The organism is Devosia sp. LjRoot16, from assembly GCF_964252795.1.
GTDB lineage: Bacteria > Pseudomonadota > Alphaproteobacteria > Rhizobiales > Devosiaceae > Devosia_A.
Genome location: NZ_CAXUPH020000001.1, coordinates 2058815 through 2078371, shown reverse-complemented (window position 1 = coordinate 2078371; position 19557 = coordinate 2058815). Strand labels below are relative to the sequence as shown.

Sequence of the window (19557 nt, the reverse complement as noted above, 5' to 3'; positions counted from 1 at the left end):
AGCGGTCGGCCTCAATGCGAGATGCGGCGCCCGTCTTCGAGCGAGAACAGGTGCAGCGCACTGTCGGCGAGGCTGAGATGCACCGGCGTGCCGGATTTGAGCTCGGCACTGTCATTGTCGAGCGCCACGATGCGGCTGCCATTGGCGTCGGCATGGATCAGCCGCGAAGCGCCCAGTTCCTCGACATAGTCGACCACCGCCGGGATCGCGCCATGCGCATCGGCGCCGGTGCGGCGTACGCCTTCGGGACGGACGCCCAGCACCACCTTGCGGCCGGGCTGACGCACGCCGTTGAGCTGGCTGACATTCATCCGGCCGCCGGCGCCATGGACGAAGTGCCCCTCGGCGTCGAACTCGCCTTCGAACAGGTTCATCGCCGGCGAACCGATGAAGTCGGCGACGAACCGGCTGGCCGGATTGTTGTAGACTTCGGTCGGCCTGCCGATCTGCTCGACCCGGCCGGCATTCATGATGATCAGCTTGTCGGCCAGCGTCATCGCCTCGATCTGGTCGTGCGTGACGAACACCGAGGTGACGCCGAGATCGCGGTGCAGGCGCCGCACTTCCGAGCGCATGGCGACGCGGAGCTTGGCATCGAGGTTGGAGAACGGCTCGTCGAACAGAAACACCTTGGGTTCGCGCACCATGGCGCGGGCCATGGCGACGCGCTGCCGCTGGCCGCCGGACAGTTCGCCCGGCCGGCGATCGAGGAACGGCTCCAGCGACACCGACTGCGCCACCTTCATCACCCGCTCGTCACGCTCGGCCTTGGGGACCTTGGCCACCTTCAGCGCATAGCCGATGTTCCGGCGCACCGTCATATGCGGGTAGAGCGCATAGTTCTGGAACACCATGGCGCAGCCGCGCTCGCGCGGTTCGAGCTTGTTGACCACGGTGCCGCCGATGGCGATCTCTCCCTCGGAGATCTCTTCCAGCCCGGCGATCATCCTGAGCAGCGTGGACTTGCCACAGCCCGAAGGCCCGAGAATGACGACGAACTCGCCCGCTTCGATATTGACGTCCACCCCATGGATCACGGGGGTCTTGGCGTAGTTCTTCTTCACGCCCTTGATGGTGATCTGAGCCATGGGTCTATCCAATCATTTGTCGCGGGAAATCAGGCCACGCACGAACCAGCGCTGCATGAAGGCAACGACCAGCAGCGGCGGCAGCATGATGATGAGGGCGCCCGCCATGGTGACGTTCCAGTCGGGGGTGCCGTTCTGCGCCGGGATCAGGGCTTTGAGCTGCATCACCACGGTGCCGAAATTGGCCCGGTCGGTGGTGATCAGCAGCGGCCACAGGTACTGGTTCCAGCTGGAGACGAACATGATGGTGGCGAGCGCCAGCATGTTGGTGCGGCTCAAAGGCAGCAGCACATCGAAGAAGAACTCGAGCGGGTGGGCCCCATCCATCTTGCTGGCTTCCACCAGCTCGTCCGGGATGGTCATGAAGAACTGCCGGTAGAGGAACGTGCCGGTCGCCGTGGCGACCAGCGGCAGAATCAGGCCGGTATAGGAGTTGAGCAGGTTCCAGTTGAGCGCGATCTGCACCCCGCTCACCGCCTGCACCAGCCCGGTAATCCCCAGCGTATCGAGGATGACCTGGAACGGCAGCAGCGCGTTGGCGGCAATCGAGTAGGTCGGCACGATGCGCACTTCGAGCGGCAGCATCAGGGTGATGAAGATCAGCCAGAAGCAGATCATCCGCGCCTTGAAGCTGAAGAACACGATGGCGAAGGCCGACAGCGAAGCCAGCGTGATCTTGCCGACCGTCACCCCGATGGCGACGATGAAGCTGTTGATCAGCTTGGGCCCGAGGTCGCCGCGCGTCCACGCCGCCGCAAGGTTCTCGAACAGGTGCGAGGACGGCAAGAGGCTGATCGGCACCTGGCTGACCTCCTGCAGCGACTGCGAGCCGGCGACCAGGGTAATCCAGAACGGGATCACCACGACGAGGGCGCCGAACGCCATGGCGAGGTAGGTGATGAAGTCGAAGAAGGGGGAACGCTCGATCACGGCTTCACCTCAGTTGTAGTGGACGCGCCGTTCGACCCATTTGAACTGGACGAACGTGAGGCCGATGACGAGCAGCATGAGGACGATCGACTGGGCCGCGGCGCCCGAGTAGTCGAGGCCTTTGAACCCGTCGAAATAGATCTTGTAGACCATGACTTCGGTCTGCCCGATCGGGCCGCCCTCGGTCATCACATCGATCAGCCCGAAGCTGTCGGTGAAGCTGGAGATCAGGTTCATGATCAGGAGGAAGAACGCCGTCGGGGCGATCAGCGGCAGCTGCAGGTCGATGAGCCGCTGGAACGGACGGGCGCCATCCATGGCGCCGGCTTCCGAGATCGAGCGCGGGATCATCTGCAGCGCGGCGAGAAAGAAGATGAAGTTGTAGCCGATGCCGAGCCAGGCATGGCAGACGATGACCATCGCCAGCGCGTGAATGCCATTGGTCGCCGGGTCCCAGATGCCCGGCCAGATCTGGTTGACCGAGCCGATCAGCCCCGATTCCGGCGCAAAGATGAAGCGGAAGGCGACGCCTGCCGCCGGCGCCGCGATGGCGTAGGGCCAGACATAGATCGACTGGAAAATGCGGGTGCCCTTCAGCGAGCGATCGACGAACGCCGCGAGCGTCAGCGCCACCGCCATCGACAGCCCGGTGGAGACAATGGCGTAGAACGCGCTGCGCAGCACGGTGCCCCAGTACTCCCGGTCACGGAAGATGGCGAGGAAGTTGTCGAACCCGACCCAGGTGTTGCCGCCGCCCCAGGGCTGCTCGAGCGAGAACGCCCAGTAAAGCGCCTGTGTGGTCGGCCAGTAGAAGAAAACGAGGACGAGGATCAGCTGTGGCGCAAGCAGCAGCCAGGGCATCCACCCGTTGCGATAATAGGCGCGGCGTTCCATGGGGACCTTCCACCAAAATAGCGTGCACGGACGGCTGGTGAGCCGTCCGTGCGGAAGTCAGGCAGAGATCAGAGCAGGTTCTTGCCGGCGTAGGTCGCCTCGAAACGACGCAGGATTTCGTTGCCCTTGGCATCGAACTCTTCGAGCGCCTGCTGCACCGGCACGTTGTTGAACAGCACCGACTGGATGGTCTTGACCATCTCGGCGCGGATCGAGGCGTAGTTGCCCAGGCGGATGCCACGGGTATTCTCGCCGGCCGGCATGGTCAGCGACTTGATGGCCAGCTCGCGGCCCTTGTACGGGGCGGCGTCATAGAAACCGGCGGCCTTCATGGCCTCGAAGCCGGAATTGGTGACCGGGATGTAGCCGGTGACCGTCGACCACCACTGGGTCTGCTCGGGCGTAGCGAGGAAGTTGTAGAACGCCGCGGCGCCCTTGTATTCCTCAGCCGACTTGCCCTTCAGCGTCCACAGCGAAGCGCCGCCCACGAACGAGTTGTGGCGCTCGAAGCCGTCGAGCATCGGCAGCATGGCATTGGTCCAGTGCACGCCTTCCTTGGCCTGCTTGCCGAAGGTGCCGTGATCGGCGACCGACGACGAGGTGATCTGGCACTTGCCGTTGACGAAGGCGTCGTTGGCGGTCTCGCCGGCATCCTTGGACTTATGAACGAAGAGACCTTCGTCATACATCTTCTTGATCCAGGTCAGCTGGTCGACGAACTTGCCCTTCGACACCACCATCTCGGCGTCGAGGCCGTCAAAGCCGTTGCCCTTGGTGGCGATCGGCTGGTTGTGGATGGCTTCGAACTGCTCGAACCACTGCCAGGCGCCGGCCGGGTCGAACGCCACCGGGCAGTCATAGCCGGCGGCCTTCATCTTGCGGGCCACGTCTTCGACCTGGCTCCAGGTCTCCGGGATGCCTTCGAAGCCGACCTTGGCCAGCGCATCGGTGTTGAAATAGATCTGCGCGGTCGAGGAGTTGAACGGCATCGACAGCAGCTCGCCCGTCGAGGTCGAGTAGTATGAGCCGACGCCTTTGAAATAGTTGGCCCAGTCGATCTGGTAGCCGTTCTCTTCCATCAGCTGGCGCACCGGCACGTAGGCGTCCGACAGCATCAGGTCGAGGGTGCCGGCGTCGAAGATCTGGGTGACGGTCGGCTGCTTGTTGGCGCGGAACGCCGCGATCGTGTTCTGCAGGTTGTTGTCGTAATTGTCCTGGCTGACACAGACGATCTCATAGTCGCTCTGCGACTCGTTGAAGGTCTTGCACATGTCCTGGATGCGCTCGGAAAGGTCGCCGCTGAGGCCGTACCAGAACTCGAACTTGGTCGCGGCAGCGGCAGGCGAGGCCACAAAAGTCAGGGCGGTCGCCGCCAGAGCTGCGCTGAGCAGCCAATTGGATTTCATGTTGAGTCTCCAAGGAACAGGAATGTCGGTCGATTTCTCGAGCGGCGCACTCCTAGTCGGAGACCTTGACGGTTGGATTTCAGCCCGATGAACGAGCCGTGACACCTCGATGACACCTGGATGTCACTGGAGCTAAGTCATTGAGGGCGCAGGAGCTGCTACGGCCGAAGCGGCGGATAAAGCTGGCGGCCGTACGGCGGAGAGCTGTGCATAACCACTGGATGTGGGGCCCCAACGAAATTGCGGGCACCACGAACTCCACCCACTCGGTGTCATCCAAGCGAAAGCTGGGACCCCACGGCGAGGGCTTTGCCCTCGTCCGTCGCAGCCCGAACCAGCGGTGATTGGGTCCCAGCTTTCGCTGGGATGACACCCGGTGGTGTGGCGATGTTGTGCCCAAGTTTGTCCGAGCATCAAAGCCCGTGGTTCAGCTCAGAGCGGGCAGCGGCGTGGCAGGCCACCTGCGATGATGGTGTCGCTGACCGGATCGTAGCTCGAGAACGCCGCCTGGCAGGCTTCCATATGCTCGGTCCAGGAGCCCGAGCGATACCCCAGCGAACTCACCAGCCACAGGTTGTTGGGGCGGAGCCGCGAGCGCGGATGGATCGCCAGCTCGGCGTTGATCGCCGCCGCCGCCGGATCGAAGTTCGGGAAGTTCGGATTGCCGGGGTTGCCGTAGATATAGTCGTCGCCATCAGGCAACAGCGTCGGCAGATAGGTCGGCGTGCCACCGCGCACGATGATCTCGAGCGGCTGGGCCAGCGCCGGACCGGCGAGGAGCATAGTCACAGTCGCGGCAACTACGGGGAGCAGGCGTTTCATTCCAACCTCCATGTCGTCCGACAACAACGTCGATGCGGCCGTTTAAGTACCGGGCGCCAGTTAACAATCTCGCGACTGGCACGAGTCTGCAATAGCTCAATACAATGGCGTTCTGTACTCTTTGGTATCAAGCCCTTCCATCCGGGCTTTGATCTGCAGGGCGACGAATTTCGAAAAGAAGCGGCTGAGCGCCAGGTTGCCACCCTGGAACCACAGGTTCTGCTGGGCCACCGGCTTGTACATGTTCCGCAATTCGCCGTGCCACGGGCCCGGATCGTTGCGTGTGCCGGAGCCCAGCCCCCAGCAAGTGCCGATCTCGTCCGCCACCTCGCGCGACACGATTTTCGCCACCACCTCGTGCATCGACTGAAAGCCGGTCGACTGGATGATGAGGTCGGCGGCGATCTCGCTGCCATCGGCAAAGCGAATGCCGGTGGGGGTGAGGGTTTCGATCTCCACCCCGGCCTTGATGCCGATCTCGCCGTCGATGATCAGCTGTGAGGCGCCGACATCGACGTAGTAACCCGAGCCCGTGCGATAGGCCTTCATCATCAGCCCGGTTTCATCGGGGCCGAAATCCAGCAGGAACCCGGTGGCGCGAAGCTGGTCGTAGAACGCGGCGTCACGGACCCGGATCTTGTCGTAGAGCGCCCGCTGCTTTGCCGGCTGCAGCGCAAACGGCGTCGCGGCGCCGAGGAGGTCGGCTGTATCGACATCGATCCCGGCCGCCACCGCCGCCTCGGAATAGGTGTCGAAGGCGAGCTCCATCAGCGTTTCTGAGCGCACCACCGTGGTCGGCGAGCGCTGCACCATGGTGACCGCGGCGCCAGCTTCCCAGAGGTCGACCGAAACGTCGTGCCCGGAACTGGCGGCGCCGATCACCACGGCTTTCTTACCCCGGTACTTCGCCCCGTCAGAGTACTGGCTGGAGTGAATGATCTCGCCCTTGAAGCCGGTCGCCCCCGGCAGCGGGATGAACTTCGGCGGCCCATAGGCGCCGGTAGCGAACACCAGTTGCGTCGGCCTGAGGGTGATCGGCTTGCCGTTGCGCTTGAGTTCGACCGTCCAGCGTTTTTCTTGATCGTCGAACTTTGCCGAGATGCACTCGGTGCCGCCCCAGTAGTTGAGCTCCATCACCTTGACGTACATCTCGAGCCAGTCGCCCATCTTGTCCTTGGGGGTAAAGACGGGCCAGTGCGCCGGGAACGGAATATAGGGCAGGTGGTCGTACCAGACCGGGTCGTGCAGGACGAGCGAGCGATAGCGGTTGCGCCAGGAGTCGCCGGCCTTGAGGTTCTTCTCGACGATAACGGTAGGAACGCCCAGCTGCTTCAGCCGGGCCCCGAGCATGATGCCGCCCTGCCCGCCGCCGATGATCAGGCAATAGGGGTCGGCGCCGGCGCCGAACGCGGCGTCCTCGCGCGCTCGCGCTTCCGACCAGGTTTCACGATTGCGGTCGGCGCCGTGCCGGACGCCCATGGCGCGGCTGAAGCCGATCGCCTCCTCATGCCCGTCGAGCGCTTGCAGTGTGGTGAGGATGGTGCGGCACTTGCCGTCTTCGAGGGTAAAGATGCCCTGCCCTTGCCCCACCTTCGTCTTGAAACTGAACCAGGCCTGCAGCGCTTCGGATGGACCACCCGTGGCGCTGGTGACCTGCCAGTTCGACGGCTTGGTCGATCCCAGCGTCGCTTGCAGCATCGCGGCGATGGCGGGTTTGCCCTCCATGGTTTTGATGTTCCAGGTGAACGCCACGATGTCGCGCCAGTAGCAATCCTCGGCGAACAGCTCGAGCGTCGCGGCGCTGTCGCCCTTGGTCAGCGTGTCGCCGAACATGGCAAGCCAGGCGGCCGCCGCTGCCGCGGGTGCAGTATCGTGCATTCAGTATGACCCCAACTATGGGCGGCGGGAGAACCGCCGCAAGAAACGCAACAGAAGACTCAGTCGCCCAGTGGCTCCAGCACGCGGCCCTTGCGGTGGTTCAGCACGGTGTACTTGATCCGGCGCAGCGTCTCGCGCGCATCGGGATCGAGCCGGGTGCCGACCGCGCTCGAGAGGAGGTCGATAATGGCGAGGAAAGCGTAGCGCGAAGCGGTGGGCTTCAGCGGGTCGGGGAATTCCGGGATGTCGACGGTGAGCGCCACGTCGGCGGTGGCGGCAAGGTCGGTGTCGGGCGCGGTGATGCAGAGCGCCTTGGCCCGATAGTGCTTGGCCAGTTGCACCGCTTCCACCACTTCGCGCGTGCGGCCGGTGCCGGAAATGGCGATTACCAGATCATTCGGCTTCAGCGTCGAGGCCGTCATCTTCATCACGTAGGGGTCGGAATGCGCGCTGACCACCACGCCATAGCGGAACAGCCGGTTCTGCGTTTCGAGCGCCAGCGAGGTCGAACTGCCCCCCAGCCCGAACACCAGCACCTGGTGGGCGCTCGCCACCAGTTCGGCGGCGGCGATGACATCGAGCGGATCGATCTGCCGTTCGACGAGGTTGAGCGCGTTGCGCGCCTCACCGAACACTTCGGTCCAGAGCGGCGAGGCATTGGAACTGACCTCGCCCGCCGGCGGCGCCGGAGCCAGATAGAGCCGCCCCACCACCACGCTCTGCGCCAGCTTCAGCTTGAAATCGCGCACCCCATCGCAGCCGATGGCGCGACAGAACCGGGTGACTGTCGGCTCGCTGACTTCGGCGCGCCTGGCGATCTCGGCGTTCGATGCGTCGACCGAGAAGGTGACGTCGGCCAGCACCACGTCGGCCACCCGGCGCTCGGCCGGCCTGAGCTCGCTGTAGGAATCCTTGATCTGCGACAGGATGTCGGGGATCGGCTTGGCGTAGGCTTCGCTGTCGTCGCGCCTGGGCTTGCGCATATCCGGCCTTCCGGCTGTTGGGTCTGACGCGACTTCTATCATTTCTGACCAGCCAATGCCCTATCCCGGAAACGCCTCGCCTGCGGTGTCCCGCCGCCCATTTCTTCGGCACAATGTAGGAAACTTACACACGATGCAAGCCTCAAGAAGCCCGGAAATGCGGCAGTTACCTGCGAGATATGAAACTAATCTGACAGCCGCTTGACTCGGAAAGTAGGATAGTTACAGACTGGCTTCGGACGGGGATGAGGGCGCGACAGGGAGCGCCCGGAAGCCGTTCCATAGTCTGGTACGGGGCAGCGCGAGGGGCGATGACAGCTCAGGAGTTGAAGCAACCGAAACTACGGGTGAAAGCGGCCACCAAGGTCTACAACACCCGCTCGGGCGACCTTTTGGCGATCGATCGCTGTTCGCTCGACGTGATGGAGGGCGAGATCGTCGCGATCGTCGGCCCCTCCGGTTGCGGCAAGACCACGCTGTTATGGTCGATGTCGGGGCTGCACGGCCTCACCTCCGGCGAAGTGCTGCTCGACGGCAAGCCGGTCACCGGCCCCAATCCCGAGATCGGCATGGTGTTCCAGGAGGCCAACCTCCTGCCCTGGCGCAATCTCGACGCCAACATCAACTTCCCCTTCGAGATCAAGGGCACCAAGCCCGATCGCGTCTGGATCGACGAGCTGTTGAACCGCGTCGGCCTTGAAGGCTTTGGCGGGCGCTTCCCGCGTGAACTGTCGGGCGGCATGCAGCAGCGCGCCGCCTTGGTTCGCGCCCTAAGCTACAAGCCCTCGGTACTGCTGATGGACGAGCCGTTCGGCGCGCTCGACGCCTTCACCCGCGAGGAGATGAACCGGCTGGTCGAGGAAATCTGGCTCGATACCAGAACCACCATTGTCCTCATCACCCACTCGATCGATGAAGCCATCTTCCTGTCCGACCGCGTGGTGGTGATGAGCCCGCGCCCCGGCCGGGTCGCCAATATCCACGAGGTGCCGTTCGCGCGGCCCCGCTCGCTCGAGATCATGTCGACCAAGGAGGTTTTCGACCTCACCAACGCCATCAAGCTGGAAATCGTCGGCACGCAGCAGAGTCGCTTCCCTCAGGCAACCGCCGCTTCGGCGCCTGTCGCGGCACAGTGAGGATCAGATGAGCGAAACCGACGCCATTCCCGAATTCAAGAAATCCGCCGGGGGCGCCAGCGAGGTCGGCATCACCAATATGTCCGCCCTCACCTCCGGCCCCGGCATCAAGTCGATGGGCGAGGTGCTGGCGATCGTCCTCGTCGCCGTGGTGATCATCGGCGGCACCGAGCTGCTGCTGAACCTGTTCGCCGTGCCGCAATATGTGCTGCCCAAGCCGAGCGAGATCGCGGTGGCTTTGTTCGCCGATTTCCCGTTCATCGCGCCGCATCTCGGCCATACCCTGGTCGAGCTGTTTGTCGGCTTCGGCATCGGCGCGGTGGTCGGGTTGATCCTCGCGGCGGTGATCACCCAGTTCCCCTTCGCCGAAAAGATCATCACGCCCTACATCCTGCTGCTGGTGACGACACCGATGCTGGCGTTGGTGCCGTTGCTGATCCTGCGCTTCGGTTTCGGCTACGAGCCGCGCATCATTGCCGTGGCGCTCGCCGCCGGGCCGATGGTGATGATCAACGCCGCCACCGGCTTCCGCCGCGTCGATCGCGGCAAGATCGCGCTGGCCCGCTCCTATGGCGCCTCGACCCTGCAGATCTTCTGGAAGGTGCGCGCCCCGATGGCGCTGCCGATGATCTTCGTCGGCCTGATGGTCGGCTCGATCTTCGGGCTCCTGACCGCGGTCGGCGCCGAAATGGTCGGCGGCGGCTTCGGGCTGGGCAACCGGCTCACCTCCTACTCATCCATGATCCAGATGCCGCAGTTCTTCGCGGTGGTCTTGATCCTCTCGATCCTGGGCATCCTGATCTACGTGCTCTTTTTCCTCCTCGGGAAGAAGTACGCGAGCTGGGAGGCCTAGCCTGGGGGAAGGCGCAGCGGCCTCCACATACTCGGTGTCATCCCAGCGAAAGCTGGGACCCAACGGGCCGCTGGCGCAGAAGGAGGAATGGATCCCCGCTTTCGCTGGGATGACATCGAGCGGATGGGACGATCAGGGCCGAGGGAGGCCCGGACCGCCACATCGAGTTTGGGAGTGAGGACGGTGAACAGAACAGCCGCCCCGCTCCAAGGGACTAAGGGACGATCCATCAACAGGGGTACGATTGAATGACCAAGTTCTCGCTTTCAGGCGGCATGAGCCGCCGCACCTTCCTGCAGGTTTCCGCAGCCGGCGTGGTGACCGCATCGGCGCTCGGCGGCATCGGCCGCGCCAGCGCCGCGCCCTATCCGAAGTTCACCTGGATCTCGCCGCGCGGCACCCTCGAAGTGCTCGACGATTATCCGTACTGGATCGGCAAGAAGATGGGCTATTTCGATGGCCTCGAGGTGGCGACCGATATGCAGCCGGGCCCGTCCGACGGCACCGCCACGGTGAAGTTCGTCGATGTCGGCCAGGCCGACATGGGCTTCCCCTCGCCGGGCGTGTTCTCGTTCGCGCTCGAAAACGGCATGAAGCTGAAGTCCGCCTTCCATATGGGCGCGCTCGATACCTTCAGCCTCGCCTTCCGCAAGGGCGAGGGCTCCAATGACCTGAAAAAGCTCGAAGGCAAGACCATCCTGCTCGGCTCGGCCGCCTGGCAGCCGATCGTCGATCCAATGCTCGCCGTGCACGGCGTCGATATCTCCAAGGTGAAGTATGTCGAAGCCGGCTGGCCGACCTGGGGCACCGCCCTCGCCAGCGGCCAGGGCGATGCGGCCCTCAGCTGGGAAGGCCTGCGCGCCGAGTGGATCGGTTCCAAGCTCGACTTCGAATACTGGCTGGGCGTGCAGCACTCGCCGCTCTTCGCCAACACCTTCGTGGTCCGCGCCGCCGACCTCGATGATCCCGACAAGAAGGCCTTCCTCGACAAATACCTGCGCGGCTGGGCCATGGGGCTCGAGTTCGCCTATCACAATCCGCTTGCGGCAGTCGAAGCGGTGTTCGAGCAGTTCCCGACGCTCGCCACCAATATCGGCCCCGAACTGGGTGCCACCTCGATCCTGCAGCAGATCGCCGTCTTCCGCGGCGACATGTCGAAGCGCAAGGGTTGGGGCGACCACGACATCGCGGCCTGGCAGACCTTCTTCGACAAGATCTACGAGCTGAAGCAGATCACCAAGCCGGTGAAGGCCGAGGACGTGGTGACCAACGACGTCATCGGGCCTGCCAACGACTTCGACCACGACAAGGTCAAGGCCGATGCCGCCGCCTACGTGCTGTCGGACGCCTTCAAGGCGATCAACATCGAGGACGTCAAGGCTCACCTCTACGACCAGGCCATTCCGGCCGATCGCTGAGCCAACGTGCGGGCGGCATCCAGGCGGTGCCGCCCACACCCTTCAAAGCGCCCCACCACCGGCGTCATCCCCGCGAAGGCGGGGATCCATCTCGCCGCTCGCACGGGGGGTGAAATGGGTCCCGGCTTTCGCCGGGATGACATCGGTGGGTTGGGCAAGCCTGCGAACGGCAACACGATTTCATGGCCATACGGCCGAACAAGCATAAGCGGATGGGGAGGGCCGGATGGCCAATGTGGTAAAAGTTCTGGTCGTCGGGCTCGGCAATATGGGCGCCTCGCATGCGAGCGCCTATCACCGCAATCCCGGCTTCGAGATCGTCGGGCTGATGAGCCGCTCGATCAGATCGAAGCCCATCCCGGACGAGCTCAAGGGTTATCCGCTGTTCGAGGATTATGACGAGGCGCTGCGGGTGGCCAAGCCCGATGCGGTGTCGATCAACTCATGGCCCAACAGCCATGCCGAGTACGCCATCAAGGCGATCAATGCCGGCGCCCATGTGTTCATGGAGAAGCCGCTCGCCACCAACATCGCCGACGCCGAAGCGGTGGTGAAGCTGGCGCGTGAGAAGAACAAGAAGCTGGTGCTGGGCTATATCCTGCGCGTCCACCCCAGCTGGATGAAATTCACCGAGCTGGCGCAGACGCTGGGCAAGCCGCTGGTCATGCGGCTCAACCTCAACCAGCAGTCGGGCGGCCCGACCTATGACTGGCACAAGAACCTGATCGACTCGCTGATCCCGATCGTCGACTGCGGCGTCCACTATGTCGACGTGATGTGCCAGATGACCAAGGCCAAGCCGGTGCGCGTGCACGGCATCGGCGCCAAACTCTGGGCCGAAGCCGACAAGCAGAATTATGGGCACCTGCATGTCGAGTTCGATGACGGTTCGGTCGGCTGGTACGAGGCCGGCTGGGGCCCGATGATGAGCGAGGTCGCCTATTTCGTGAAGGACGTGGTCGGCCCCAAAGGTGCCGTCTCGATCGTCCCCAACCCCAAGGCGCATAAGGACGGCGTGTCGGATTCCTCCGATATCGACCAGCACACCAAGACCGACGCCATCCAGTATCACCACGCCGAGGTGAACCCCGGCGACAAGAGCTTCGTCCGCAAAGACGAGATCTTCACCATGACCGACGAGCCCAACCACCAGGAGCTCTGCGACCGCGAGCAGGCGTTCTTTTTGAAGGCCATCCAGGAGGATCTCGACCTCACCGAGTCGATGGATGCGGCGGTGAACAGCCTGAGGATCGTGCTTGCCGCCGAGCAGTCGATCAACGAAAAGCGCGTCGTCGAGCTGGCCTGAACCATCCCAGCGGAGCGTTTTCAGGAAAAGTTGCAGACTTTTCCGGTTCGAAAGCGCGACCAAGGAAGAACCGGGCACAACTAAGCCGGCGGGCTGCTGCCCGCCGCTGTCGCCCCACACCCCCAAGCGGAGACCATCGATGACTTCACCGGCAGCCGGACAGGGCTTCGATATCGTGCTGAAGGGCGGCCGCGTCCTCGATGAGCGCAACGGCGTCGACGGGGTGCTCGATGTTGCGATCAAGGCCGGCAGGGTCGCCGCGGTCGGCAAGGACCTCGCAACAGCTGGAGCCAGGGTCGAGGATGTCAGCGGCGCCATCGTCGCGCCGGGGCTGATCGACATCCACACCCACGTCTACCACAAGGCGACCTCGCTCAGCGTCGACCCCGGCTTCATCGCCCGTCGTTCCGCCTGCACCACGCTGGTCGATGCCGGCAGCGCCGGCGCCGGCAATTATGACGGTTTCCGCGACTACGTGATGATCCACTCGCCCTATCGGATCTTCGCCTTCCTCAACATCTCGTTCCCCGGCATTTTCGGTTTCGACAAGGGCGTGTCGATCGGCGAGGCGACGCTGCGCTCGATGCTGCCGGTGGATAAATGCGTCCAGAAGGTCGAGGCCAACCGCGACCGCATCATCGGCGTGAAGGTCCGCATCGGCGGCCCGGTCACCGGCGAGTTGGGGCTCGGCGCGCTGGAAATGGCGCTCGAGGCCGCCAACGCGCTGAACCTGCCGTTGATGACCCATATCGGCACCGCGCCGCCGAGCTATGCAGACGTGGTCGATATGCTGCGGCCCGGCGACATTCTCACCCATTGCTACCGCCCCGACCCCAACTCGGCCATCGGCCCCGACGGCAAGGTGATCGATGCGGTGCTCAAGGCCCGTGAGCGCGGCGTGCTGTTCGACATCGCCCACGGCATGGGCGCCTTCGGCTATGACAGCGCCGAAGCGGCGCTCAACGACGGCTTCAAGCCGGACCTGATCTCGTCGGACGTGCACGTCATCGCCGTCGAGGGGCCGGGCTACGACCTGCTCCACACCATGAGCAAGCTGCTCAATTGCGGCCTGTCTTTGCCCGAAGTGATCGGCATGTCGGCCAACCGCCCGTCCCTCGCCATCCAGAAGCCCGAACTCGGCCACCTCGGCGTCGGCGCCGTCGCCGATATCACTGTGCTGAAGCAATACGACAGCAACTACGTGTTCCAGGACGTGGTCGGCAAACGCCGCCAGGGGTCGAGCCTGCTGCAGCCGGTGTCGGTATACCTGGGCGGCAAGCCGATGGAAGTCAGCCGCCGGCCATTCGAGGAGAGCTTCCTCATCGGCGGCCATCATGGGCATGAGCATTAGTCGGCCGCGGTGGGCTTGGCGCCCCTCACCCTAACCCTCGCCCCAGAGGGGCGAGGGGACGCACTTTGAACCGTCGGTGCCACAACGCCCCCTCGCCCCTTCTGGGGAGAGCGGGGGGTGAGGGGCGCCAAGCCCACCGGACCTGCCGCCTCACCCGATCCTGACGACATTCCCCGTCCGCGCCGACTCCTCGGCCGCCAGCGTCGCCTGCAAGGCCGCCGCCGCATCCTCCGGCACGCCGATCTTCGGCGTCGTGCCGCTCAGCGCGCAGCCGGTGAAATAGTTGAACTCCTCGCGCAGCGCGCCGCCGCGGACCCCGTCGAACATCGGCCAATAGGTGATGTCGGGTGAGTGCAGCTTGTTGGCGTCGACGATACCGAGCGGCGGGAAGGTGTCCTGGACGTGGATGATGCCTTCGGTGCCGATGATCGACATGCGCTCGTCGATATCGAACGGCGTCTGCGTCGGCATGCACCACACCGTTTCGAGCGTCGCGGTGGCGCCGCCGGCGAAGCGGAACATGGTCTGGCCGATATCGGGGTGCTTCAGCCCGCGCACGTCGACGGTCTGCGCATAGGCCGAGACGATCTTGTCGCCGGTCAGCCACAGCATGATGTCGGTGTCGTGGATGGCGTCGCCGACGATCGGGCCGATCTTGTTGAGGATGGTCGGGGTCCAGGCGGCCGGAATGTTCCGGCGCGACGACAGCGCCACCACCTTGCCGATGCGGCCCTCGGCGATCGCCTGCTTGGCCATCCGGTAGCGTGGGTTGAAGCGCACGATGTGGCCGATGAACAGGATACCCTTGGCGCCCTTCGAGGCGGCGATGATCTTGTTGGCATCCTCGACGGTCGAAGCGATCGGCTTTTCGAGGAACACGTGCTTACCGGCCTTGAGCGCCGCGACCGCCGGCTCGGTGTGCTGGTCCCACATGGTGCAGATCGACACCGCGTCGATCTCCGGGTCGGCGAGCATGTCGTGATAGTCGCGATAGAGCTTCTTGACCCCGAACTTCTCGCCCAGAGCCGTGAGCCGATCCTCGGTGCGGGTGCAGAGCGCCGCAAGGTCAAGGTTAGGCACGCCCATGATGGTTTCGGCGTGGATTTCCCCAAACCAGCCGAGCCCGATAATGCCGATACGCAGCTTGTCCAAAACGACCCCCTCAAATGACGAAGGCTAAATGCCTTGCTCAGAAATCCTCGAGCGTCAGCTCGCGCGCCATCACGATGTTGCCCGAGGTCAGCCCGCAATCGACCGGGATCGCCGCGCCGGTGACAGCGCTTGCCGCATCCGAGGCGAGAAAGGCGATCACCCGTGCCACCTCGTAGGGCTCGACGATACGACCGAGCGGGTACCAGCGCTCCAGTGTCTTCAAGACGTTCGGATCCTTGGCCTTGCGCTCGTCCCAGACCGGAGTGCGCACCGTGCCGGGCAACACGATATTGGCGCGGATGCCGTAGCGGCCATATTCCTGCGCCAGCGAGCGGGTGAGCGAGATCATCGCCGCCTTCGCGGCGCTGTAGGCCGGGTCGCCCAGGGCCGCGAGGCCATTGACTGAGCCGACATTGACGATGTTTCCGGAGCGCCGCTCGACCATCTGCGGCAGCACCGCATGGGCGCAGGCGTAGGCGCCGCCGACATTGGCGGCCATGTCCTCGTCCCAGCCGGCCGGGTCGGTCTTTTCGAAGGTGGCGTGACGCGTGATGCCGGCATTGTTGACGAGGATGTGCACCTCGCCGAACCGCTTGAACGCCGCAGCCACCGAGGCCGCGTCGGCGATGTCGGCCACCGCCGGCTTCACCGTGATGCCGTCCTTGCCGAGCGTTTCGGCGAGTGCGTGCACCTTGTCGTTGCGATCGAGCGCCGCGATGGTCGCGCCCTCTTCGCCGAAGAAGCGGCAAAGCCACTGGCCGATGCCGCCTGCCGCGCCGGTGATGGCGATGGTCTTGCCGGTGAATGCGCCGGTCATGTTTGCTCCTTCAACGATCCATCGGTGTAACAGGCGATCCCCCACCCACCGGATGTCATCCCAGCGAAAGCTGGGACCCAAGCCACCACTTGCGCTGCGGATAGTTGGGTCCCAGCTTTCGCTGGGATGACGCCGAGTTTGTGGTGCAGTTTGATGCCAACCGACACCCTCAACTTCCGAACCACCCGTCCTTGAGATAGCGCATGTACTCGAACACCATGCCGTGCTTCTTGACGAACACCACTTCGAGGAAATCGCCGACGATGAATGGCGGGATCAGGATCTCGACGCCAGGCGCGGCGAGATGTGGCGCGAGGTCATCGACCCGATAGGCGACATGCGGGTTGTCGCGCACTTCGGCCGGCACTGTACTGTCCGGCTCGTAGCGCAGGAACTCGATATGCTCGGGGTGATGGCGCGGGTTGGTGACCCAGATGCGGCTCGCCTCGACCCAGTCCTCGCTGGGCTGGGGCACCGTCGTCGTGATCCCCACATGGTCGAACTCGAACGTTGCCATGACGCTGCTCCCCTGCCTAACTCCCCAACTCTGAAATCATGTTACAGAACCCAAACGCTCGCAACCGGATTCTGTGGCTCTCGCCAAAAGTCTGAAGCAAAACAGGCTCCCCGCGATCGAAGGGGTCTCGCACACCACGTTCAGGCATTCCACACTGTGGATCGACCGACGATCGATCTGGTCACCTCCAGCGCAATAATGTAATTGAATTTCAGCATTGGAGCGATCGACATGCAGAGGCGCGCCGCAACGGACGTAACCGAAGAACCGGCCATCGACATCGTCTCGCGCATCCAGCGGGCCGAACCCGAACTGTCGCCGGCCGAGCGACAGGTGGCAGCGGCGGTGCAGCTCGATTTCGAGGCGGCGACGCGGCTGACCATCGCCGATCTCGCGACCAAAGCCGGGGTCAGCCAGCCGACGGTGACCCGCTTCTGCCGCTCGGTCGGCTGCGCCTCGTTCAACGATTTCAAGATCAGCCTCGCCAGCACCATGACCGTGGCGGCGGTCTATCTCCGCTCCGACCGGGTATTCTCCGACGATATCGGCCAGCTCGCCCAATCGGTGATGCTGCGCGCCGCCAATGCCGTGCAGGCCTGCCTCGAGCAGCTCGATACCGCCGCTGTCGGCCGCGCCATCGACGCCATCGCCGAGGGGCGCCGGCTCGACATTTACGGCCAGGGCGGCGGCTCGGCGGTGATGGCCGAGGACGCCAAGCTGCGGCTGTTCCGGCTCGGCATTCCGGTCGCCGCCTATACCGACGGACACCAGCAGCGTATGTCGGCCTCGACCCTGCAGCCGGGGGATGTGGCCTTCGCCATCTCCAACAGTGGACAATCGAAAGCCGTGGTCGAGGCGATCCAGATCGCCGCCTCGTTCGGCGCCACCACCATCGCCTTGACCCGCCCGGGCTCCCCGCTGGCCAAGGCCGCCGGCATCGTCATTCCCATCGTCATCCTCGAGGATGACAATGTGCTGGTGCCGACGCCGTCGCGCTATGCCCATATGGCGGTGATCGACACCATCGCCTCGGGCGTGGCGCAAAAGCTCGGCGCGCGTGGCCGCGAAGCTTTGCGCCGGGTGCGCTACACCCTCACCGCCATTGGCGTCGCCATCCCGACCCCGTCGACCGATCCAACCAAGCTGATGCAGACGCTGAAGCCGCACGAGTAGCGGCTCGGCGGCGTTGCCGCTAGCAGACGCTGAAGCCGCACGAGTAGCGGCTCGGCGGCGTTGTCGCTATGGTGCGCCCGCACCATATGTGAGGCCTGATGTTCCTCTCGGTTTTCGACGTCTTCAAGATCGGTATCGGGCCATCGAGTTCGCATACCATGGGGCCGATGACGGCCGCCAGCCGGTTCCTCGACGAGCTCCGTACCGGCGATTGGCCGCGGCCGCGCCACGCCGTGGTGACGTCGCTGAAGGCGAGCCTCCACGGCTCCTTGGCCTTCACCGGGGTCGGCCACGGCACCGGCCGCGCCGTGGTGCTGGGGCTTTGCGGCTACGCCCCCGACAGCGTCGACCCCGACCGGATCGATGCGATCGTCGCCGGGGTCGAGGCCGAGGGCATGGTGCATCCCGAGGGACACCCGGCCTACCGGTTCCGGCCGGCGCTCGACCTGATCTACGACAAAAAGGAGCGGCTGCCCGGCCATACCAACGGGCTGCAGTTCTATGCCTATGATGCCGACGGCGCGCTGCTGCTGCGGCGGGTCTACTACTCGATTGGCGGCGGCTTCGTCGTCAGCGAAGCGGAGCTGGCGCGCGGCGAGCTGAAGACCGATACCGCGGACGTCCCCTACCCCTTTGGCGATGCCGCTCAGATGCTGGCCATGGCCCGCGATTCCGGCCTCTCCATTGCCCAGATGAAGCGCGCCAACGAGGAAGCGCGGATCGGGCGCCGGGGGCTCGAACAGGGACTCGACCGGCTCTGGGCTGCGATGGATGGCTGCATCGAGCGGGGCCTCAGGACCGACGGCATCATGCCCGGCGGGCTCAACGTCAGCCGCCGCGCCAAGGCGATCCACCAACAACTGCAGACGGCCTGGCAGCGCAACGAACTCGGCCCACTTGCCGGCAATGACTGGCTCAGCGTCTTCGCCATGGCGGTGAACGAAGAGAATGCCGCCGGCAGCCGGGTGGTGACCGCACCGACCAATGGCGCCGCCGGCGTCATCCCCTCGGTGCTGAAATACCACCAGCAGTTCGAGGCCGGCGCCTCACGCGCCAGCATCCATGACATGCTGCTGACCGCCGCCGCCATCGGCGGCATCATCAAGCATAATGCCTCGATCTCCGGCGCCGAGGTCGGCTGCCAGGGCGAGGTCGGCTCGGCCTCGGCCATGGCCGCGGCAGCACTTTGCGCCGCCATGGGCGGCACCCCGGCGCAGGTGGAGAATGCCGCCGAGATCGCGCTCGAACATCACCTGGGAATGACCTGCGACCCGGTCGCCGGGCTGGTGCAGATCCCCTGCATCGAACGCAACGCCTTCGGCGCGGTCAAAGCCGTGACTGCCGCCTCGCTGGCGATGAAGGGCGACGGCACCCACAAGGTGTCGCTCGATGTCTGCGTCGAGACCATGCGGCAGACCGGTGAAGACATGTCCGAGCGCTACAAGGAAACCAGCCAGGGCGGCCTCGCCGTCAACGTCCCGGCCTGCTGATGCCCAGCCCGACTTACGAGCTGTTCCGCGAGGCCATGGCGGCGAGGCAGCAGATCGTCTGCACCTATAACGGCCTTCGTCGCGAAGTCTGCGCGGTGATGCTCGGACACACGCGCGGCGAGGAGAAGGCGCTGACCTACCAGTTCGGTGGCGACACCAGCAGCGTGCTGCCGGCAGGCGGCGAGTGGCGCTGCCTCACCCTCAGCAAGGTCAGCGACGTCGAGCTGCGCGACGGCCCCTGGCGCGCCGGCGGCAGCCATTCGGCCTCGCAGTCCTGCGTCGAGAGCGTCGATTTCGACGTCAATCCCGACAGCCCCTACTCCCCGAAGCATCGACTTTAGGG

General features: G+C 64.6%; 18 protein-coding genes. 8 read left to right on the top strand and 10 right to left on the bottom strand.

Annotation, left to right across the window (positions count from 1 at the left end; genetic code table 11):
- Nucleotides 1-11: 11 nt before the first annotated feature.
- The 7 genes from ACSQ23_RS09885 to ACSQ23_RS09855 all read right to left on the bottom strand — a co-directional run bounded on the left by ACSQ23_RS09885 (nt 12) and on the right by ACSQ23_RS09855 (nt 8001).
- Nucleotides 12-1088, bottom strand: a complete 1077-nt coding sequence (locus tag ACSQ23_RS09885) for an ABC transporter ATP-binding protein (RefSeq protein WP_056003626.1) — start codon at nt 1086-1088, stop codon at nt 12-14.
- 12 nt (nt 1089-1100) lie between these two features.
- A complete protein-coding gene (locus ACSQ23_RS09880; protein ID WP_069908073.1) occupies nt 1101-2018 on the bottom strand; it encodes an ABC transporter permease subunit in 918 nt (305 codons plus the stop codon).
- 9 nt (nt 2019-2027) lie between these two features.
- Nucleotides 2028-2912: an ABC transporter permease subunit gene (locus ACSQ23_RS09875; RefSeq protein ID WP_069908074.1), complete on the bottom strand. Its 885-nt coding sequence runs from the start codon at nt 2910-2912 to the stop codon at nt 2028-2030.
- A 68-nt stretch (nt 2913-2980) separates the two neighbouring features.
- Nucleotides 2981-4318 (bottom strand): extracellular solute-binding protein, encoded by a 1338-nt coding sequence (locus tag ACSQ23_RS09870; protein ID WP_436090503.1) that lies wholly within the window; start codon nt 4316-4318, stop codon nt 2981-2983.
- A 432-nt stretch (nt 4319-4750) separates the two neighbouring features.
- Nucleotides 4751-5140: a hypothetical protein gene (locus tag ACSQ23_RS09865; protein ID WP_436090502.1), complete on the bottom strand. Its 390-nt coding sequence runs from the start codon at nt 5138-5140 to the stop codon at nt 4751-4753.
- A 96-nt stretch (nt 5141-5236) separates the two neighbouring features.
- On the bottom strand, nt 5237-7018 hold the full coding sequence (locus ACSQ23_RS09860; RefSeq protein ID WP_436090501.1) for an NAD(P)-binding domain-containing protein: 1782 nt from the start codon (nt 7016-7018) through the stop codon (nt 5237-5239).
- A gap of 59 nt (nt 7019-7077) precedes the next feature.
- Complete coding sequence (locus ACSQ23_RS09855; RefSeq protein ID WP_055887054.1) at nt 7078-8001, bottom strand: MurR/RpiR family transcriptional regulator; 924 nt, start codon at nt 7999-8001, stop codon at nt 7078-7080.
- Nucleotides 8002-8312: 311 nt separating this feature from the next.
- Between ACSQ23_RS09855 and ACSQ23_RS09850 the strand changes: the two genes are divergently transcribed.
- The 5 genes from ACSQ23_RS09850 to ACSQ23_RS09830 all read left to right on the top strand — a co-directional run bounded on the left by ACSQ23_RS09850 (nt 8313) and on the right by ACSQ23_RS09830 (nt 14065).
- Nucleotides 8313-9137, top strand: coding sequence for an ABC transporter ATP-binding protein (locus ACSQ23_RS09850; RefSeq protein WP_436090500.1), 825 nt, complete (start codon nt 8313-8315; stop codon nt 9135-9137).
- A gap of 7 nt (nt 9138-9144) precedes the next feature.
- Entirely contained in the window at nt 9145-9990 is an 846-nt protein-coding gene (locus ACSQ23_RS09845) for an ABC transporter permease (protein WP_436090499.1), read from the top strand.
- Nucleotides 9991-10238: 248 nt separating this feature from the next.
- Nucleotides 10239-11408: an ABC transporter substrate-binding protein gene (locus ACSQ23_RS09840; protein WP_436090498.1), complete on the top strand. Its 1170-nt coding sequence runs from the start codon at nt 10239-10241 to the stop codon at nt 11406-11408.
- Nucleotides 11409-11634: 226 nt separating this feature from the next.
- Nucleotides 11635-12714 carry a Gfo/Idh/MocA family protein gene (locus ACSQ23_RS09835; RefSeq protein ID WP_055887064.1) on the top strand — a complete coding sequence of 360 codons (1080 nt, stop codon included), beginning with the start codon at nt 11635-11637 and terminating at the stop codon, nt 12712-12714.
- Between the two features lie 139 nt (nt 12715-12853).
- Entirely contained in the window at nt 12854-14065 is a 1212-nt protein-coding gene (locus ACSQ23_RS09830) for an amidohydrolase/deacetylase family metallohydrolase (RefSeq protein WP_436090497.1), read from the top strand.
- Between the two features lie 150 nt (nt 14066-14215).
- Here the strand turns inward: ACSQ23_RS09830 and ACSQ23_RS09825 are convergent, their stop codons facing one another.
- The 3 genes from ACSQ23_RS09825 to ACSQ23_RS09815 all read right to left on the bottom strand — a co-directional run bounded on the left by ACSQ23_RS09825 (nt 14216) and on the right by ACSQ23_RS09815 (nt 16551).
- Nucleotides 14216-15217, bottom strand: coding sequence for a Gfo/Idh/MocA family protein (locus ACSQ23_RS09825; protein ID WP_436090496.1), 1002 nt, complete (start codon nt 15215-15217; stop codon nt 14216-14218).
- 37 nt (nt 15218-15254) lie between these two features.
- Nucleotides 15255-16034 carry an SDR family oxidoreductase gene (locus tag ACSQ23_RS09820; protein ID WP_436090495.1) on the bottom strand — a complete coding sequence of 260 codons (780 nt, stop codon included), beginning with the start codon at nt 16032-16034 and terminating at the stop codon, nt 15255-15257.
- Nucleotides 16035-16203: 169 nt separating this feature from the next.
- Nucleotides 16204-16551, bottom strand: coding sequence for a hypothetical protein (locus ACSQ23_RS09815; protein ID WP_055887076.1), 348 nt, complete (start codon nt 16549-16551; stop codon nt 16204-16206).
- Nucleotides 16552-16782: 231 nt separating this feature from the next.
- Here ACSQ23_RS09815 and ACSQ23_RS09810 point away from each other — a divergent pair, with 231 nt between their 5' ends.
- The 3 genes from ACSQ23_RS09810 to ACSQ23_RS09800 all read left to right on the top strand — a co-directional run bounded on the left by ACSQ23_RS09810 (nt 16783) and on the right by ACSQ23_RS09800 (nt 19555).
- Nucleotides 16783-17724: a MurR/RpiR family transcriptional regulator gene (locus ACSQ23_RS09810; protein ID WP_436090494.1), complete on the top strand. Its 942-nt coding sequence runs from the start codon at nt 16783-16785 to the stop codon at nt 17722-17724.
- Nucleotides 17725-17822: 98 nt separating this feature from the next.
- On the top strand, nt 17823-19214 hold the full coding sequence (locus ACSQ23_RS09805) for an L-serine ammonia-lyase (RefSeq protein WP_436090493.1): 1392 nt from the start codon (nt 17823-17825) through the stop codon (nt 19212-19214).
- The gene (locus ACSQ23_RS09800) at nt 19214-19555 is read left to right on the top strand and encodes a hypothetical protein (protein WP_436090492.1); all 342 of its coding nucleotides are present in this window, start codon (nt 19214-19216) and stop codon (nt 19553-19555) included. The genes ACSQ23_RS09805 and ACSQ23_RS09800 overlap by 1 nt, the downstream gene beginning before the upstream one ends.
- Nucleotides 19556-19557: the final 2 nt, after the last annotated feature.

What these genes read in the sequence shown, in the direction of transcription:
- ACSQ23_RS09885 (WP_056003626.1), bottom strand. Translation starts at nt 1,088, where the DNA reads ATGGCTCAGATCACCATCAAGGGCGTGAAGAAGAACTACGCCAAGACC.
- ACSQ23_RS09875 (WP_069908074.1), bottom strand. Translation starts at nt 2,912, where the DNA reads ATGGAACGCCGCGCCTATTATCGCAACGGGTGGATGCCCTGGCTGCTG.
- ACSQ23_RS09870 (WP_436090503.1), bottom strand. Translation starts at nt 4,318, where the DNA reads ATGAAATCCAATTGGCTGCTCAGCGCAGCTCTGGCGGCGACCGCCCTG.
- ACSQ23_RS09865 (WP_436090502.1), bottom strand. Translation starts at nt 5,140, where the DNA reads ATGAAACGCCTGCTCCCCGTAGTTGCCGCGACTGTGACTATGCTCCTC.
- ACSQ23_RS09860 (WP_436090501.1), bottom strand. Translation starts at nt 7,018, where the DNA reads ATGCACGATACTGCACCCGCGGCAGCGGCGGCCGCCTGGCTTGCCATG.
- ACSQ23_RS09855 (WP_055887054.1), bottom strand. Translation starts at nt 8,001, where the DNA reads ATGCGCAAGCCCAGGCGCGACGACAGCGAAGCCTACGCCAAGCCGATC.
- ACSQ23_RS09850 (WP_436090500.1), top strand. Translation starts at nt 8,313, where the DNA reads ATGACAGCTCAGGAGTTGAAGCAACCGAAACTACGGGTGAAAGCGGCC.
- ACSQ23_RS09845 (WP_436090499.1), top strand. Translation starts at nt 9,145, where the DNA reads ATGAGCGAAACCGACGCCATTCCCGAATTCAAGAAATCCGCCGGGGGC.
- ACSQ23_RS09840 (WP_436090498.1), top strand. Translation starts at nt 10,239, where the DNA reads ATGACCAAGTTCTCGCTTTCAGGCGGCATGAGCCGCCGCACCTTCCTG.
- ACSQ23_RS09835 (WP_055887064.1), top strand. Translation starts at nt 11,635, where the DNA reads ATGGCCAATGTGGTAAAAGTTCTGGTCGTCGGGCTCGGCAATATGGGC.
- ACSQ23_RS09830 (WP_436090497.1), top strand. Translation starts at nt 12,854, where the DNA reads ATGACTTCACCGGCAGCCGGACAGGGCTTCGATATCGTGCTGAAGGGC.
- ACSQ23_RS09820 (WP_436090495.1), bottom strand. Translation starts at nt 16,034, where the DNA reads ATGACCGGCGCATTCACCGGCAAGACCATCGCCATCACCGGCGCGGCA.
- ACSQ23_RS09815 (WP_055887076.1), bottom strand. Translation starts at nt 16,551, where the DNA reads ATGGCAACGTTCGAGTTCGACCATGTGGGGATCACGACGACGGTGCCC.
- ACSQ23_RS09810 (WP_436090494.1), top strand. Translation starts at nt 16,783, where the DNA reads ATGCAGAGGCGCGCCGCAACGGACGTAACCGAAGAACCGGCCATCGAC.
- ACSQ23_RS09805 (WP_436090493.1), top strand. Translation starts at nt 17,823, where the DNA reads ATGTTCCTCTCGGTTTTCGACGTCTTCAAGATCGGTATCGGGCCATCG.
- ACSQ23_RS09800 (WP_436090492.1), top strand. Translation starts at nt 19,214, where the DNA reads ATGCCCAGCCCGACTTACGAGCTGTTCCGCGAGGCCATGGCGGCGAGG.